Genomic DNA, 17,674 nt, shown 5'->3' with positions numbered 1-17,674 from the left:
CGGACGGAAACCTGACGCGCACCCATTCATTCGGGGCGCCCATACTCCCCTATCGCACATTTTTACCGCTCACACCCCTAGAAAATTGGTGACGGGGCGGCTACCTTGGCACTGTCACCCCCACCGGGGCCTGACTCACACCCACCACCTCCAGGAGCCAACATGAGCGAGGCACGCCGACCCGCACACTCCGCGGGAGCGGATGCGCCAGCCCATGCCTCGTCCGCAACGACGACGAGGCCAGCCATCCCCCGCCTGCCCGCCGGCCGTCTCGCGTTCCTCCTCTTGGCCGGCATCGCGCTCCTCGCGGGCCTGGACGCCTCCCTCGTGCGCCTCGGGGCGCTCGCGCCCGTGGCCTCGACGAGCCTGGGGACCGTGCACGGACTCCTCATGATCTACGGGTTCCTGGGCACCGCGATCTGCCTGGAGCGCGCGGTCGCCCTGCAGTCCGACGGGCGGCGCTCGTGGGCGTACGCGGCTCCCCTACTGACCGGCGCGGGCGCCGTCAGCGCGGTCGTCGTTTCCCTGAACGAGGGCGTTCGCGAGACGCTCGCGGGTCTGCCGATCCCACGTTTCCTCGCCGCCCACCTGACTGGTTTTTCGCCCGAGCGGATGATGCCCGGCTTCCTCATCACCCTCGGTTTGGCGACGCTGAGCGCCATCTACTGCTACGTGTGGGCGCGCAGACAGGCCACCCACGCGGTCCTCATCCAGCTGATGGGCGCGCTCATCGGGCTGGGCGGCATCCTCCTGTGGTGGCGAGGCCTCGAGACGCCGCGCGCTGTCCCGTGGTGGCTGGCCTTCCTGATCGTCACGATCGTCGGCGAGCGCGTCGAACTTGCGCGCCTCGCCTTCGCGTCCGGCTCCACGGAGCGGCGCATCACCGCCGAAAGCGCCGCCCTCATGGTGGGCCTGACGGTCGCGCTCTACTCTCCCGCGGTCGGCTACCCGCTGATCGGTCTGTCGCTCGGCGCCCTCATGGTGGACACCGCGTGGCACGACGTCGCGCGCGGCACCGTGCGCATGAAGGGCCTGCCGCGCCTGGCCGCCGTGTGTATGCTGAGCGGCTACGCATGGGCGCTCGTTCCCGCGCTGATGTGGGTCATCGCACCCCCGGCCTTCGACGGGTACGGGTACGACGCCGGCGTCCACGCGGTCACGATCGGTTTCGTCGTCTCGATGCTGCTCGCCCATGCGCCGGTCATCATCCCGGCGGTCGCCCGGCGCGAGGTCCCCTACCACGCCGCCATGTGGGTTCCCTTCGCGTTCCTGCAGGTCTCCCTCCTGCTGCGCCTCCTCGCGGGCGCGCGCGAGGCCGCCTACCCGTGGCGCCTCGGCGGCACGCTGGGTGTCGTGGGCGTCCTCCTGTTCGTCGCCACGACGCTGACGGTAACGATTCGCCGGGCGCGCGCGGTCTCGCGCGAACGCCGCCTCAGCGACGAGGCCGGGGCCGGGCCTGCGGCTCCAGCGTCCTCGGGCGGACGGGAGGTGCGATGACCAAGCCTCGCGTCCCCCGCACGGACCGCGCAACCTCGGTGTGGATGTGCGCGGCGGCGGCGTGCGCCGCGGTCACGATCGTCGCCCGAGGCCGTATCCCGCAGAACCTGTGGACGATGATCCACCTGGTGACCCTGGGCGTCCTGTCGAACGGGATCTTCCAGTGGTCCTGGTACTTCACGCGCGCACTCGCGCATCTGGCCCCGGGTGATCGACGCGCCGGGCGCGACAATACCGTGCGCATCATTGCTTTCAATCTTTCCCTGCTGCTCCTCATCGGCGGCATGTGGTCGGGAATGTGGCACGCGACCGTCACCGGCGCGACGGTCGTCGGCGTGATCGCCGCATGGCACGGGTGGGCGCTGCTCACCGCGTCCCGCGAGCGCCTGGCGTCGCGTTTCGCGGTGATTATCCGCTACTACATCGCGGCGGCGTTTTTCCTGGTGGTCGGCGCGCTGCTGGCCGGTTTCGTCACGGTGGCCATGTTTGATGCGAACGCACCCGCGTGGCTGGCCGAGGCCCGGGATCGTCTGACGGTCGCCCACGCGCTGGCGGGTGTGGCCGGTTGGGTGGGCCTGACGATGGGTGGGACCCTGGTGACGCTGGGGCCGACCGCGATGCGTACGCGCATGGATCCGCGGGCGGTGTCCTTCGCGACGAGCGCCCTGCCCCTGTGGGTGGCCGCTCTCCTCGTCGCGGGCGCGGGAGTCGTGGCCGGGTCGATGCGCGTGGCGTCGGTGGGGCTCCTCGTCGTCGTGGGCGCGGCGGCGCTGGGCGTGGGCGTTCCACTCCTTCGCGCGGCCCTCGCGAAGGGCCCGGCCGAGTACGGCGCATGGTCCCTCATGCTGGGTGCCGCCTGGATTCTCGTCGCCGGCGCGGGAGCGTCCCTGCGCGCCTTCGAGGCCGCGGACGCGACCGGCCTGCGCGCGGCGTTCCTGCCGTGGCTGCCGATCCTCGGCGCGGCCGGCGTGGGCCAGCTCTTCGTCGGCGCGCTCACCTACCTGATGCCCGTCGTCATCGGCGGCGGCCCCTCCGCGGTGCGCGTCGGGGTCGGCGTGCTCGAGGCCGGGGCGCCCATCCGGGAGGCGGCTCGCAACGTGGCCGCAGTGTTTGCCCTCGCCGTCGCATCCCTGGGCGGCGTGCCCGCCGAGCGCCTCACCATCGCCGCGTGGGTGGTCCTGCTGGCCACCTACGTCGTCGACATCGTCCTCATGGCCCGCTGCGGCGTGGCCCAGGCGCGTGTCAAGCGCGCCGCCCAATCCCCCACCACCACGTAAGGAGGCCGCCGTGGCTGACCTGAACCTGTCTGCGTCACCCTCATCGGGAGGAGACGCCCGCACAACGTCCGCCCCGAAGGGTAGCTCGACGGGAACGCCGAAGCTGCGCATGAGCCCGGCGGGCGACCACTCGCCCATGAGCCGCACGGCGGGCGCGATCATCGGCGTCGTCTCCGTCGTGGCACTCGCGCTGGCGATCTTCCTATCCAACCCGTCCGCGCCCACCACGTCGGGCACGGGGACCGCATCGGGGGCCACGGCCTCGTCCGTGACGCCGACCGGGCACACGACCCGCGTGTCGGTGGGCGTCGAGGGCATGGCGTTCACCCCCAACCACATCGAGGTGCCGGTTGGTGACCGCCTGATCATCGACTTCACGAATTCGGGGGATCAGCGCCACGACCTGGTGTTTGAGACGGGCGTGTCCTCCGGGTCCCTGGCGTCGGGCGAGACGAAGGAGCTGGATCTCGGCGTCATCGGCGGCGACGTCGAGGGCTGGTGTTCCCTGCCGGGTCACCGCGAGATGGGCATGACGCTGCACGTGCAGGCGACGGGCGCCTCGTCCTCCTCGGGGCCCTCGGCCTCGAGCGGCCACACGGGGCACGACCACGGCCAGGATGCGACCGGCGGTCCGGCCACGGCGACCGAGCTGACCGACTACGCGGCGTCCACCGACGCGCGCGACCCCGCCCTGCCGGCCGCGACTAGCGAAACCGAGCGCTACTACACCTTCACGGTCACCGAGCAGACCACCAACGTCACCGACACGCTGACCCGCCAGACGTGGACCTTCAACGGCGAGGCACCCGGCCCGATCCTGCGCGGACACATCGGCGACACCTTCCACATCACGCTGGTCAACAACGGGACGATGAGCCACTCGCTGGACTTCCACGCGGGCCTCGTCGCCCCCGACAACGTCATGCGCTCCATCGAGCCCGGGCAGAGCCTCGAATACACGTTTGTTGCGAAGAACGCGGGCATCTGGCTCTACCACTGCTCAACCGCGCCCATGTCGATGCACATCGCGAACGGCATGTTCGGCGCCGTCATCATTGACCCGACCGACCTCGACAAGGTCGACCGCGAGTACGTCATGGTCGCCTCCGAGCTCTACCTGGGCGCGGACGGGCAGAGCGCCGACGCGTCCCTCCTGTCGGCCCTGCAACCCAACGCAATGGCCTTCAACGGCGTTCCCTTCCAGTACAAGGCACACCCGATCCCCATCAAGACCAAGGAGCGCGTGCGCGTGTGGGTCATGGACGCGGGCCCCAACCTGGCGACCACCTTCCACGTCGTGGGCACCCAGTTCGACACGGTGTGGCGCGAGGGCGCCTACGTGATCCGCGGCGGCGGCAGCGGGGGCGGCTGGGGCCAGGTCCTGTCCCTGGGCGCCGCCGAGGGCGGTTTCGTCGAGTTCACGCCCCTCGAGGCCGGCCACTACGCCTTCGTCAACCACGCACTCTCCCTGGCGGAAAAGGGCCAGACCGGCATCTTCGAGGTGACCGACTGAAGCCGTTCCCCGATCCTGGCCACGGCCTCGTCCCCCACGGACGAGGCCGTGGCTTCTTCGCGGTGTCCCCTCCCGCGCGCCGCCCGGCTTGCCAGCGCTCGTCGGTCATCGCGACACCAGGTTTTTCCTCCCCCGCGCGGGGCCCGGTTCTTGCGCCACAAATCGAGGGCCATTTGAGCGGGTTTTTCCTCCCGCGCGCGGGGCCCGAATGGTTACGTACGCCCCATTCCGCTTGGCTTTCGGGACGCTACCCCTGTGATAGAATAGATGGATGCTAGGCACCTATCTTGACATTCTGCGTTACCGTCAGTCCTGGAAATTCTCCGCGGCCGCCCTTATTCTGCGCATGCCCATGTCGATGGTGGGACTGTCAACGATCCTCATGGTGCGCACCGAGTACGGCAACTACACGCTCGCGGGCGCGGTCTCTGCCGTGAGCATCATCGTCATGGCGCTCTGCGCGCCCATCCTCGCGCGCCGCGTCGACCGCCACGGGCAGCTGCGCGTCATGGGCCCCGCGTGGACGATCTCGGTCCTGTCGATGTCCGCGCTGGTCGCCGCCGTCATCATGCACGCCCCGGCGTGGACGCTCTTCATCCCGGCCGCCCTCGCGGGCGCCACCTGGGGAGCTCCCGGCGCGCTCGTGCGCTCGCGCTGGTCAACGATCCTGCACAAGCCCGAACAGCTGACAACCGCCTACGCCCTCGAGTCCGCGGTCGACGAGTTCGTGTACATCGTGGGCCCCGTGCTCTCCACGGTCCTGGGCACCGCGGTGCACCCCGCGACCGGCCTCATCATCTCGATCGCGAGCCTGGCAGTGGGCGGCTTCCTGTTCCTGTCGCGCCGCGACTCCGAGCCCGCGATCATCCCCCACGATCCGACCGCCCCGCGCGAGTCCGTCATCCGCAAGCCCGTCGTCCTCGTCATGGCGGCGACCTACATCGGCATGGGCATGACGTTCGGCGCAATGGAAGTGTCGATGGTCAGCTTCACCGAGGAGCTGGGCACCCCCGCGCTCGGCGGCATCCTCCTCGCTCTCTTCTCCATCGGGTCGCTGACTGCCGCCCTCGTGTACGGCGCACGCACGTGGAGGCGACCCACCTGGCAGCTGTTCGTGATCGGTGTGATCGCGATGGCGATCGGCATGAGCCTCTTCCCCCTGGCCTTCAACGTCTGGACGATGGCCATCGTCATCCTCATCACGGGCCTCACCTGCGCGCCCACAATGACGAACGTCAACGTCATCATCCAACAGTCCGTCTCGCCCGCGAAGCTCACCGAGGGCCTCACCTGGATGTCCACCTCGATCAGCCTGGGTGTCTCCCTGGGAACCGCGGTCGCGGGTCCCGCGATCGACGCTATCGGCGCGCGCGGCGGACTCTTCACCATGTCGGGATCCGGCTGGGCGATGGTCCTCCTCATGCTGATCGGCCTGCCCGCCCTGCGCAGGGGCACCGCCGCCCCTGTGCCCGAGCTTCCCCTCGACTGAGCGGGGGTCGGGGGCCGCGCGCGTGGTGCCCGAGGCCCCGGCCTCGTCGAGCTGCTTTCCTTGAGGAGAACACTACGCGCGTCTGCCCCTGATCATCGAGGCGTATGTCAGCCACGTACATCCTGCTGGAATAGGTGGGGCGAACACTCAGCTCGTCACCTTGTATGTGATGGTGACAGGATCACGGTAATGGAGCACATACACCCAGGTCACGGTGAGATTCTCATCAGTGCCATCTGGGAATGACACGGTTACGTTCACCCAGTTATTCTCGAGAGCGGGCCTGGTGAACTCAAAGCGCATATCATCCCTCATCGCGATCGTGACACCGTCCTCGCCCTTGCCGCGCAGCCTCGAGTCGCACACCCAAGAATCTTCGCCTCGCAAGCACTGCCGAATCATGCTCTCAATGTCCGCATGCACCTCGTCGTAGTCCTCGGGAGTTGCAACGACACGAATACCGAAATCGTCCCCGAGCGCCACGGTCACATGATCGAAGTCGCCGGAGTCGATCAGAGTATCATCGCTCCCCCACAGCTCCTGGTACCAGCGCTCCGACATCTTCGTCAGATGAATATCGTAGAGCCCGGGGTATCCACTAATCGTCACGGACGTGCACGGGTAGGGCCGTCCATTCCCCCCGGTAGGAGCGTCATAGACGGACTGTTCCCCGACCGTCAGCGAGGAGATGGCTCTATCAAGCGTCACCCTCGTGTCCACCGTGAGCGGAGTCTCAATGACCCACGCCCCCATCTGCCGCTTGTCAGAAGCGGAAACGTATTCTCCGGCTTGTGCCACTGAAAACACGCCTGTCTGTTCTGATCCCGCCACCGTGTAACGGACCGTCACCATGTAGTCACTGTAGTGCATCTTCTCCACTGTCAGGTCGATGAGCTGCGGGTATTCAATGGGCTGCGCCATCGACGCGTCTAACGTGCAGTGCAGATCCGAACAGCCGGGGAAGGCCGGACGCGCATACTCCTCAGCCTCCTCGTATTTCCCCTCAAAGACCAGCTGGACGTATCGCTGCGCCGCTTCCTCGGCCGAGGCCTTCTCCCGCGCCGGCTTGCCAACGAACCAGCAAGCCATACCGGCGCCCACCACGAGCAAGAGCACGAGCAACACCAGCCAGCGTATGACCCTCGGCCGCCGCGTGGGTGCCCCACCCCAGAGCTGTTCCTGCGTCACTGTTTCTCCTTCGTGCACTCTCGGCGACGAGTCCCACACCTCAGTGGACAGGCGCACAACCGACTCGCGGCACTCCTTTTGACTGCGCGGTCAGACTACCACGGGGCACCTGCGGCTCCGTCGCTCCGGAGCTTGCGCTTCCCCGGTGCATTGGCCCTATGATTGCCCTCATGCGCCTCCGACCGCCCCTCATCGACGACGAATCGCCCTCGTTCACGCTCGCCCTCACGGCTGGCGCGGGCGAATTCGCATCGTCTCTGCTGGTCGCCGTCATGTCACAGGGCTGGTACTACCCGGGCGTCGTCGGCTTCGGAGGCATCGGCTCCCAGCGCAGCGCCCGCATCCTCGGCCGCGTCCTCATGGCCCGCGGCGACGAGGGCCGCTCCTGGCTCCAGACGAGGCGCGGGTGGCGCCAGTTTTTCAACGCCCAAGTCCCCCGCCAGCCCGTGCTCGTCACGGTCGGTAACGCGCGCAGGCTCGCCTTCGCGGACCGCGGCGGATTCGTCGACATCACGGTGCTCGGCCACGGCCTCGAACCCGGCTGGCACGACGCGACCATTCAGGTCTTGCACGCGGGCGACGTGCGCGCCCTCGGGATGTCCGAGGATACCGCCGCGAAGCTCGCCGCCACCTTGCGCACCGCGACCCCGCTGCCCGCCCCGGCCTCGGCGATGCACGAGCGCCCCCGCAAGGGCCGCATCCGCGCCGGACGCCCCGCCCGCGTGTGTCTGCGCATCGTTTCCGACGACGAGCGCTTCGGGGTGGTTTCCGACATCGACGACACCGTCATGGTCTCCATGCTGCCGCGCCTGGTCACCGCCGCGAAGCACGCGTTCCTCGACCGCGTCTCCGCGCGCGAGGCCGTCCCCGGCATGGCGAATCTGCTGACGACGCTAACCACCTCCTCGGCCACGTCGGAGGGCGTGCCCGAGGGCACCCACGCCCCCATCATGTACCTGTCGACGGGCGCGTGGAACGTCGTGCCGACCGTGCGTTCCTTCCTGGAGCGCACCGGCTATCCGGCCGGCGGCTTCCTCATGACGGACTTCGGCCCCTCGAACACGGGCTGGTTCCGCTCGGGCCCCGAGCACAAGCGCCGCGAGCTGCGCCGCCTGGCCCGCATGTTCCCGCACATGCGCTGGCTCCTGGTCGGCGATGACGGGCAGCGCGACCCTGAAATCTACGCGGAGTTCGCCCGCGAGTTCCCCCAGTGCGTCGCGGGCATTGCGATCCGTTCCCTGTCCGAGATCGAGCAGTTCATGGCTCACGGCAGCTTCGAGGCCATGGTGCCCGACGCCCTGTGGACGGTCCCCGAGTCCATCCCCGTCTGGTACGGTTCGGACGGCGAGGCGCTCCTGGAGAATATCCGAGGCCGTGGCACGGCCGGGCCGCTCGCCAGCCGCTGAGCGGGTGCTGAGCGGGTGCTGAGCGGGCAAGCCCGCCGGCGTGACGCTGCTTGAGGCCCCACGGGCCACTCGCGAGCCGCTGACCGGGCGCTGACCGAGCGCTGAGCGGGCGCTGACCGGCCGCTGACCGGCCGCTGAGCGGGCAAGCCCGTCGGCGTGATGCTGCTTGTTGCCCCACGGGCCACTCTCCCACCAATTTCGCATGCAATTCCCCTGAGTGTATTTCAAGTGTTGAAGTCTGATCGTTGATATTCTGCGGTTTTTGAGCGTGCATGGATCCGTGTCGTGGGGGAATTGCATGCGAAATTTGCTTGGGATGGGTACTCCTGTTGTTTGTGGATACTGCGGCCGGGCTCCACCACCGCCCACCGGCACCGCGGCCAGGCTCTGTGCCTCGAAACCCGCCCGTGCCCTCCACACCGGTCCCTCCGGCACCCTCCACACGGGTGGGGCCTGGTGTCCTGTTGGCGAGCCCCAACTCTGCCGTTCGGTACAAAATTCTCCCTGCTCAGCTTCTTGGCGGTGAGAACGGTATAAAACTCTCCCTGCATGTAGAAAAAGCGCCAAATCGAGCCATTTCGGGCGAGCAGGGAGAGTTTTGTACCGGAAGTGGGGCCGTGCGGCTCGTGCTGGGAGAGTTTTGTACCGGAAGTGGGGCCGCGCGGCTCGTGCTGGGAGAGTTTTGTTTCGTCGTGGCACCTTCCGTGTATGCAGTTGCCGGGTTTCCGCCACCCACCGGTGCCCCATCCTGGCCCTCGGCCCCTGCAGCGCGCTCGACACTGGTAGCGGTGGGGGTTTTGCACTACACGAAGCCCTCAACCGGTGTGTCGCCGGCGTGTCGCACCCTCTTGTAGTGCAATTCCCCCCGTCAAGGGGCCTGCCTGACGGGCGAGGCACCCAAAACGCAGACCACCTCGCCAAAAAACGATGAAATAGGGCCATTTGGGGAGAAGTGGTCAGCGTTCTGGGCGATCCCGGCGACATGGGCAACTAGCGCACGCATCAGCGAGCAATCCCGGGTGCATGGGTTGCTCGCGCGCATTATCGGGTGCCTGGCCAGGGCAGTCGCGAGCACACCGGGGGCACGCTGTCGGGCCCCTGGCCGGGGTTCTGGCTGCCCGACACGAGCGGTGCGCTCGCACGTTAGCCCTTGAATGTGCGCGTAAACCCGTTGATACGCACGTTAACCCCTCGACATGCACGTGGGCGGCGCTGCCCACACAAATACCATCGGGCCCACGTGCGAGGTGTCGGGCCCACGTGCGAATCAGCGGGTCCACGTGCGCGGCGAGGAACGCAGGCGGCTAGCACGCCTCAGCGAACTGCACCCCTGACGCTGAATGTCCACACCTGGCCAAGCGTTCGCCCACGCACACGCGCGATGCAGGATTCACAGGAACGAGGCAAACACGACCAACTAAATTCGTGACTTTCCCGCGCAACAAAGCCGAAAAATCGCCCTGCTAGCAACACGATTTGTCCATCCTCATTGTTGGTATCAACCAATTAAAAACACCACTTTTCCGCATCAACAAGCCGAAAAGTCACCCCTCCAGCAACACGCAGTGTCCTATAACCCCTCAAGCAAGCCAAAAAGTCGCCACAAAACCAACACGTTTTGTCCTTTAACCCCATTTTGCCGTTTAGCCCCGAAACGAAGCTCATCACTATAAAAAGGCCGCCCCGAGGGGCGGCCCTTCCATCTATTGCGTCGTCACAAGTCCTACTTTGATCCCGACATCGGACGGCACTTAGTGGGCTGCTCGATGGGATCCGTGGACTTCAGGACTCGCTGCACGTCTTCGGCGCTCATCACGTCGTCGTAGAAGGTTCCCAGCTCGACGGTCACGGTGGAATCCTGCGCGTCGGAGAGGCGCACGTGCGCGCCGGGGAAGAAACGCGCCACCGAGTAGGCGTTATCCACCGCGTTCGGACCGGCGGTAATGCGCACTTTGCCGGTGTACTCGACGTCCGAGTTCGCGGGCTCCGCCGTCTGGAATCCAGCGGTTGTGAGCATGTCCGTCGCCTTGGATGCCAGGCCCTGGTGCTGCGTCGTGTTGATGACCATAACGGACACCTGACCGGGGGCGACGGGCTTCGCGTTCGCGGTCGGGCAAGGAATATCGCCGGTTTCGGCGTACTTGATCTTCACCGAAAAGTCATTGCCAAAGGGGACGGGGATGATGCCCGTGAACACGAGGGAGGCCACCACCGCGGCCACTAACATCACGACACCGATGATGGCGAACGTCGTGTTTTGACGCTGCTGGCGCTCGCGCAGGAATCGCTGGCGCGGAGTGAGGGCAGTGCGGGGCGCGTTCGGAGTACTCACAGTGTCCAGCCTATCGAATGGGAGCGTCCCGAGGCCAGACAACGCCCCGTCAGGCACGTTACATCTCGCCGCCGCACACCCTCGGCGCTACAGTAAGGTCACCCTGAGTAACGGGGCCACGCGCTGCCGCCCTACGCGGGACACCAACCGCACGGGGCCCCGGCCTCGCCTCCGTCCGACCCGAAAGAGGACCGCGATGAGCTTCCTGGACACCGACCTGCTCGCCCGCATCCACGAGCGCGCCGCCGACGCCGACGCCGCGAACACCTACCCCGAGGCCGACCTCGCCGACCTGCGCGAGGCCGGGTACCTGGCCGCGTTCGTCCCCACAGAGTTCGGGGGCGCCGGCCTGAGCCTGACCGAGATCGCCGCGGAACAGACCGCTCTGGCCAAGGCGGCGCCCGGCACCGCGCTGGGCATCAACATGCACCAGATCATCGTCGGGCTCGGCCGCTACCTGGTGGCGGCAGGCAACGCGCGCGGCGAGCAGATCCTGCGCGACGCGGCGGCCGGGGAGGTCTTCGGCTTCGGTATTTCCGAGCCGGGCAACGACCTCGTTCTCTTCGGCTCGACGACGCGGGCAACCGCGACGACGGACGGCGGCTACTCCTTCGAGGGCACCAAGATCTTCACGTCCCTGTCCCCCGTGTGGACGCGCCTGCTCATCTTCGGGCGCGCACAGGCCGAGGAGGGCCCCAAGTCCGTGTTCGGCATCGTCCACCGCGACGACGAGGGCTACTCGATCAAGGACGACTGGAACACGCTGGGCATGCGCGCCACCCAGTCCATGACGACACTCCTCCAGGGCGTGACCGTGCCCGAGGAGCGCATCCTGACGATCACGGACCCGGGCCCGAGCGCCGACCCCGTCATCTTCGGGATCTTCTCCCACTTCGAGATCCTCCTGGCCGCCACCTACCAGGGCGTCGGCGAGCGTGCCGTCGAGGTCGCCGCCGAGCACGTGGCGAAGCGCCGCTCGGTGAAGAACCAGACGACCTACTCCAACGACCCCGACATCCGCTGGCGCATCGCCGAGGCGGCACTCATCATGAACGCGGTCGGCCCGCAGATCCGCGAGCTGGCGCGCGACATCGACGAGGGCGTGGACCGCGGCCGCTCGTGGATGCCGCAGCTGTCCGCCGCGAAGAACGCGGCTGCCGAGGCCACGCTTCGTGCCGTCGAGCAGGCCATGCGCGCGTGCGGGGGCAGCGCCTACTACAACACGCACGAGCTCTCGCGCCTGTACCGCGACGCGCTCGCCGGCCTCTTCCAGCCTTCCGACCAGGAGTCCCTGCACGCCGCGTGGGCGAACCTGATCCTGGGCCCCATCGAGAAGGCGTAGCGCCGGAGCGGGAACGAGGCCGGGGTGCCCCGCCGCGCCCGGGTCGCGACGCGCGGCCCGAGGCACCATCCCACAGGACGGCCGCACCCAGGCCTCGTCGACTCAGATCGAGAGGGCGGGCCCGAGGAATCCCTCGGGCCCGCCCTCCGTTATGCGCACGTCATGCGCGTGGGGTCAGTCGTTCCAGCTGAACTTCTCGGGGCCGATCTCGCCGGTCGTGCCGATCATCCAGCCGCCGCGCGCCAACGCGAAGGACTGACCGGTCTTCGTGTTCCAACAGCTGATGCCATCCTGCGTGGAGTGGCAGGCGTAGTCGCCCTTCGTGGCGGCCGCGCCGTAGGCGAGGGCGTTGCCGCCGCTGGGCGAAGCGCTCTCGCAGGACTGTCCGGCCTTGTCCTTCGTGGCGGTCAGGACGCCGACCTTGTTGCCGGTGCAGGAGGCGAAACCGTCCTCAGCCCAATCGGACTCACCAATGCCGCAGCTGACACCGTCAGCGGTGAAGGAGCAAGTGATATTCCCGGACGGCGAGGAGAAAGAGTCGACGGTAATCGCACCGGCGGGGGCCGGGTACTTCACGGGTTCCTCGGTCGTGGCGCTCGCAGAAGGCGTCGGGGCCGACGAGGACGAGGAGGACGACGAGCTCGGGCTCGAACCGGCCGCGGGTCCCTCGTATCCGCGCGTGAACACGTAGATGACGAAGGCGAGGAGGATCGCCGCGGTCACGGCGAGGACGCCGAGGATGACGGCCATGACGGGGAAGCCGCGCTTTTCCTTGGATTCGACGGCGGGCGCGGCGTTCTGCGGGGCGCTCGGCTGGACCTGGTAGGACGCGCCTGCACCCCGGTAGGCCTGGGGCATGGGCTGCGTGCGCGCGGGGGTGCCCGACGCGCTGGGGTAGGACGAACCTGCGGATGCGCTCGGGTAGACGGCGGTCGCCTCGGGATCCTGGGCGGCCTTGCCTCCCAGGATGGAATGACGCTGCACCTGGGCAACGACCTGCTCGCGAGCACCCACCTGCGGGACGGGAGCATTCGTGCCGACGACAGCCGAGTAGGGGGTGGTGCGCTCGACCTGCGAGTAAGAGTTCACGCCACCCTGGCCGAGCACGTACATGCCGGATTCGGAGGTGCGGATCGATGAGCCGGCGACCGCGCCGGACACATCACCGTGCATGACAAGGTAGCCGTTGGAGTCGATGTAGCCGTCATAGTCGTCGCGAGCCTCGAGTGCCGCGTTGACCTGCGGATCGTTGAACTGGTGCAACCAGTCGAGCAGCCCGCGATAGGCGTGCGGGTGCGCGGCCACCACCGGGCGCAGCTCGGGGTAGCGGTACGCCAGCTGGCGCAGCGCTTCAGCGTCGGTCGACGGGTCCTGGGCAGCCGCCGCAGGGTCGTCGAAATGCAGCTCTTCAGCCATCGAAACTCCAGACTTCACGGTCACGAGGTTGTTACACAATACCGCGATCACGGGTCACAAGTGAAACCTTCACCATATTTTTTCCCACCATGCGGCGCTGTCACTTGACAAAAGCTCTACGAGTCACCACGGAAGATAAACCTGTCAAAACCCAGGGTTTCGATGTCCCGCGCGAGGGAGCGAACCTGGTCGTCCCACCCCGGCCTCGTCGCACAGAACCCGTCCGGCGTCCCCATGTCGCGGGCCTGCTGGAGGGCGAAGGTCCTCGCCCCCATCTCTCTCGCGCACGCCGCAACCTCGAAGCCGTCGGAGGGTCCGTCGGGGTAGACGGTCAGGCGCACCTCGTGGTCCACCTCGGGGTGGGCCAGGACGATGCCCAGCGACTCCCACGCCCGCTCGCCGGCACCCGACCGCCCGGCCACGGCCTCGTAGTTGCCCCGGGTCGCCTTCACGTCGATGCCCACCCAATCGACGAGGCCCGCGCCCAGCAGCTCCGCCAGGCGGCGCGGGTAGGGGCCCGCGGTGTGCAGGCCGACGCCGAAGCCGAGCTCGCGCACTCGCGCCATCGCCGCCCCCAGCGCTACCTGGCGGGTCGCCTCGCCGCCGGAAAACACGACGCCATCGAGGAGGCCGCGGCGGCGCGCCAGCAGATCCTCGAGCGTGCTCCATGCGACCACGCCCGGGATGCGCAGGTCGATAATCGCGCTGTTGTGGCAGTACGGGCACGCCCACGGGCACCCCTGCAGGAACAGGGACGCCGCGAACTTCCCCGGCCAGTCCACGGTCGACATCGGGACGAGGCCGGCGATCTGCAGGTCGTCCGGCGTCCACTCGCGGTTCGCTCGCCCCCCGACGAGGCCGGGGCCGCCCAGGCTCAGCGTGCCCTCCCGGGGAGCCCCGGCCTCGCCAATCGGGGGACGTGCGCTCACGTCAGCGGCTCCCCGCGGGAGGGAACGCGCTGACGAGCTCCCCGTGCGCGTCCGCGGCGGTCTCTGAGAACATCTGACGCTCGTGGTACTCGCCCTTCTTGCCAATGTTGAAGGACTGGACCGGGCGGAAGTAGCCCATCACGCGCGTCCACACCTCGCAGGCCTGCGGCTCGGCGTCGGGGTGAGCGGCAGCGCACTTGTCGCAGGTGAAGTGCTCGCCCGCCAGGTAGCCGTGGACCGGGCAGATCGAGAAGGTCGGCGTGATCGTAATGTAGGGGACCTTGAAGGCCGTCAGCGAGCGACGCACCATCTCCTTGCAGGCCTCGCCCGAGGAAACGCGCTCACCCATGTACAGGTGCAGGACCGTGCCGCCCGTGTACTTGCCCTGTAGGACCTCCTGATCCTCGAGGGCCTGGAACGGGTCATCCGTGTACGCGACCGGCAGCTGCGAGGAGTTCGTGTAGTACGGCTCCTCGGGCGTGCCCGCCTGGATGATGTCGGGGAAGCGCTTGCGATCCTCCTTCGCGAAGCGGTACGTCGTGCCCTCCGCGGGGGTCGCCTCTAGGTTGTACATGTGGCCGGTGGCCTCCTGGAGCTGAACCATGCGCTCGCGCACACGGTCCAGGATGCGCACGCACATGTCAAAGCCGCGCGGGTCCGTCAGGTCGTAGGCGTCATCGCTGAAGTTACGCACCATCTCGTTCATGCCGTTGACGCCAATCGTCGAGAAGTGGTTATCGAGCGTGCCCAGGTAGCGCTGCGAGTAAGGGAAGAGGCCGTGATCCATGTGGTACTGGATGGTCTCGCGCTTGATCTCGAGGGACTTCGAGGCCAGGTCGATGAGCTCGTCCATGCGCGCGACCAGGCCCTCCTCGTCACCCTTGTACAGGTAGCCGAGGCGCGCCATATTCAGCGTGACCACACCGATCGATCCCGTGAGCTCCGCCGACCCGAAGAGGCCGTTGCCGCGCTTGAGGAGCTCGCGCAGGTCCAGCTGCAGGCGGCAGCACATCGAGCGGATCATGTGCGGGTCCAGGTCCGAGTTGATGAAGTTCTGGAAGTAGGGCAGACCATACTTTGCCGTCATGTCGAAGAGGGCGTCGACGTTCTCGCCCTCCCAGTCGAAGTCGGGCGTGATGTTGTAGGTCGGGATCGGGAACGTGAAGACGCGGCCGTCCGCGTCGCCGCCCGTCATGACCTCGATGAACGCGCGGTTAATGAGGTCCATTTCCCGCTGCAGCTCGCCGTAGGTGAAGTCGACGACCTCGTCGCCGATGAGGGGATGCTCGTCGGCCAGGTCGTCCGGGCACGTCCAGTCGAAGGTCAGGTTCGTGAAGGGGCACTGGCTGCCCCAGCGCGAAGGCACGTTCAGGTTGTAGATGAGCTCCTGCATGCACTGCACGATCTCCTCGTACTCCATGTCGTCCAGGCGCACGAAGGGCGCCATGTAGGTGTCGAAGGAGGAGAACGCCTGGGCACCCGCCCACTCGTTCTGGAGGGTGCCGAGGAAGTTGACGATCTGGCCGCAGGCCGACGAGAAATGGCGCGGCGGGGCCGAGGCGATCGCGCCGCCGACGCCATTGAAGCCCTCCTGGATGAGGCGCTTGAGGGACCAGCCGGCGCAGTAGCCGGCGAACATGTCGAGGTCGTGGATGTGGTAGTCGCCCTCGCGGTGCGGCGCGCCAATCTCCGGAGTGTAGACGTGCTCAAGCCAGTAGTTGGCGACGATCTTGCCCGCCGAATTCAGGATCAGACCGCCCAGCGAATACCCCTGGTTCGCGTTGGCGTTCACTCGCCAATCGGAACGATCGAGGTACTCCTCGACGGTTGCAATAGCGTCGACGTCGTATCGGGGTGCGGTCATTGTTCTGGTCCTGTCTTTTCTGCGTTGCCGCGTGTCTGCGTGTCTGCACTTCTGCAGTTCTGCAGTTCTGCAGTGGGTACTTCGGCGTGGGGATCTGTGTGGTGGGGCTGTGTGTGGTTGTCGCTGTGTGGTGGGGCTGTGTGTGGTTGTCGCTGTGTGGTTGTTGGACTGTGTCGCCGTGTCGCGGCGTTGCGTTGCGAAGGCGGCCCGCCGCCGCTTCACCGCCTCCGGCGGGCGACCGTCCTGCTGTTCGGACGCGTGATCGACACGTCGTGAACACTGCGCCCTTGTGGGGCGCGGTCGTGGCACTGTGGGTGATGGAGGTTTCCTCCGCCCGGTGTGGCCTCCCCTAGATCTAGGGGTACGCGATCACGAATCACTAGATCTAGTGTTTGAGCCGAACGATGACCACAATATCTAGTGTCAATCGTGCGTCAGAAACGCGACGCGCGCGGCGGGCCGTTCCCCTCATCACATGCACGCTTTTTCGGGATCCATCGGGGACCTACGTCCCGACTCCCGACACCCCGCGCTCCCACGCTCCCGGCACCCCGGCCTCGCACCCAAAATTCCGCATGCAATTCAATTACTTTAACCTTCAACATCCCCTACGAACGTTGCAATTCCAACGATCGCAATTCAACATTTGAAATAGACCCAGGGGAATTGCATGCGAGATTGTTGGGAAACCACGAAACGCGACAGCCCCCACCAACGCGACAGCCCCCACCAACGCGACAGCCCCCACCAACGCGACAGCCCCCACCAACGCGACAGCCCCCACCAACGCGACAGCCCCCACCAACGCGACAGCCCCCACCACAAAACGCGGAGGCCGCGACCGGAGAACCCGGCCACGGCCTCGTCGAGGGAACGAATCAGACGAGGAAGGGCAGCTTCTTGACGAGCCCCAGGCCCTTCCACCACGCGCCCAGACCGAGCGTGTCACCCGCGCTGGTGAGCGGAATCAGGATGAGGACGAGCGCGTAGACCAGGTGCTCGTTGACGACCGGATTGAGGGAGCCCCACACCCACGGCGCGACGGCCGCGTACATGAAGCCCAGCATGACGACGCCCGCGATGGCCGCGAGCCGCGTGCCGATACCCAGCAGGAATGCCAGCCCAATGCCCAGCAGACCCAGCATGAACAGCCAATCCATCGCGGGCACGGCGAGGGACTCAAAGAAGGAGGCCAGGGGCTTGCCTGTGGTGGCGCCCGTCAGGTAGCTCTGCGCCGGCGTGCCACCGTTGATCCACGCGCGCGACGGGCCCGTCGAATAGTGCAGGCCGAAGGTCTTATCCACGAACGACCACAGGAAAATGAAGCCAACCGCGATGCGCAGCAGCGCCAGGACGAAGCGCGCGGGCTTGGAGGTGACGACGGCTGATGCGGGACGAGGCATGGCGGCCCTTTCTGGTGA

General features: G+C 67.2%; 12 protein-coding genes. 6 read left to right on the top strand and 6 right to left on the bottom strand.

The features are described 5' to 3' along the window. The first annotated feature begins 162 nt into the window (after nucleotides 1-162). From O3656_RS08140 to O3656_RS08125, 4 genes are all read left to right on the top strand, one after another. Nucleotides 163-1,497 carry a DUF8744 domain-containing protein gene (locus tag O3656_RS08140; protein ID WP_500063479.1) on the top strand — a complete coding sequence of 445 codons (1,335 nt, stop codon included), beginning with the start codon at nucleotides 163-165 and terminating at the stop codon, nucleotides 1,495-1,497. After that, complete coding sequence (locus O3656_RS08135; RefSeq protein ID WP_500063478.1) at nucleotides 1,494-2,774, top strand: serine/threonine-protein kinase; 1,281 nt, start codon at nucleotides 1,494-1,496, stop codon at nucleotides 2,772-2,774. Before O3656_RS08140 ends, O3656_RS08135 begins: the two co-directional genes overlap by 4 nt. Before the next feature lie 10 nt (nucleotides 2,775-2,784). Continuing rightward, the gene (locus O3656_RS08130; RefSeq protein WP_500063477.1) at nucleotides 2,785-4,287 is read left to right on the top strand and encodes a multicopper oxidase domain-containing protein; all 1,503 of its coding nucleotides are present in this window, start codon (nucleotides 2,785-2,787) and stop codon (nucleotides 4,285-4,287) included. 271 nt (nucleotides 4,288-4,558) lie between these two features. Beyond that, nucleotides 4,559-5,776: an MFS transporter gene (locus O3656_RS08125; RefSeq protein WP_500063476.1), complete on the top strand. Its 1,218-nt coding sequence runs from the start codon at nucleotides 4,559-4,561 to the stop codon at nucleotides 5,774-5,776. Between the two features lie 147 nt (nucleotides 5,777-5,923). Here the strand turns inward: O3656_RS08125 and O3656_RS08120 are convergent, their stop codons facing one another. Continuing rightward, nucleotides 5,924-6,865: a hypothetical protein gene (locus O3656_RS08120; protein ID WP_500063475.1), complete on the bottom strand. Its 942-nt coding sequence runs from the start codon at nucleotides 6,863-6,865 to the stop codon at nucleotides 5,924-5,926. 257 nt (nucleotides 6,866-7,122) lie between these two features. Here O3656_RS08120 and O3656_RS08115 point away from each other — a divergent pair, with 257 nt between their 5' ends. After that, entirely contained in the window at nucleotides 7,123-8,370 is a 1,248-nt protein-coding gene (locus tag O3656_RS08115; RefSeq protein WP_500063474.1) for an App1 family protein phosphatidate phosphatase, read from the top strand. Between the two features lie 1,723 nt (nucleotides 8,371-10,093). Here the strand turns inward: O3656_RS08115 and O3656_RS08110 are convergent. Next, nucleotides 10,094-10,702 carry a LytR C-terminal domain-containing protein gene (locus O3656_RS08110; RefSeq protein ID WP_500063473.1) on the bottom strand — a complete coding sequence of 203 codons (609 nt, stop codon included), beginning with the start codon at nucleotides 10,700-10,702 and terminating at the stop codon, nucleotides 10,094-10,096. 196 nt (nucleotides 10,703-10,898) lie between these two features. Between O3656_RS08110 and O3656_RS08105 the strand changes: the two genes are divergently transcribed. After that, nucleotides 10,899-12,044: an acyl-CoA dehydrogenase family protein gene (locus O3656_RS08105; protein ID WP_500063472.1), complete on the top strand. Its 1,146-nt coding sequence runs from the start codon at nucleotides 10,899-10,901 to the stop codon at nucleotides 12,042-12,044. A 174-nt stretch (nucleotides 12,045-12,218) separates the two neighbouring features. On the opposite strand, the gene O3656_RS08100 is transcribed toward O3656_RS08105, so the two are convergent. The 4 genes from O3656_RS08100 to O3656_RS08085 form a co-directional block, all read right to left on the bottom strand. Then, entirely contained in the window at nucleotides 12,219-13,460 is a 1,242-nt protein-coding gene (locus O3656_RS08100; protein ID WP_500063471.1) for a variant leucine-rich repeat-containing protein, read from the bottom strand. A gap of 116 nt (nucleotides 13,461-13,576) precedes the next feature. Next, nucleotides 13,577-14,389 carry an anaerobic ribonucleoside-triphosphate reductase activating protein gene (locus O3656_RS08095; protein ID WP_500063470.1) on the bottom strand — a complete coding sequence of 271 codons (813 nt, stop codon included), beginning with the start codon at nucleotides 14,387-14,389 and terminating at the stop codon, nucleotides 13,577-13,579. A gap of 1 nt (nucleotide 14,390) precedes the next feature. Beyond that, nucleotides 14,391-16,310, bottom strand: a complete 1,920-nt coding sequence (locus O3656_RS08090) for a ribonucleoside triphosphate reductase (protein ID WP_500063497.1) — start codon at nucleotides 16,308-16,310, stop codon at nucleotides 14,391-14,393. Nucleotides 16,311-17,131: 821 nt separating this feature from the next. Then, nucleotides 17,132-17,656 (bottom strand): hypothetical protein, encoded by a 525-nt coding sequence (locus O3656_RS08085; protein ID WP_500063468.1) that lies wholly within the window; start codon nucleotides 17,654-17,656, stop codon nucleotides 17,132-17,134. Between the last annotated feature and the right edge of the window lie 18 nt (nucleotides 17,657-17,674).

Origin of the sequence: Pauljensenia sp. 27098_8_83, assembly GCF_041432695.1 — a bacterium.
Lineage (GTDB): Bacteria > Actinomycetota > Actinomycetes > Actinomycetales > Actinomycetaceae > Pauljensenia.
Note: the sequence above shows the minus strand (reverse complement) of the source record. Positions and strands in the feature narration are given on the sequence as shown.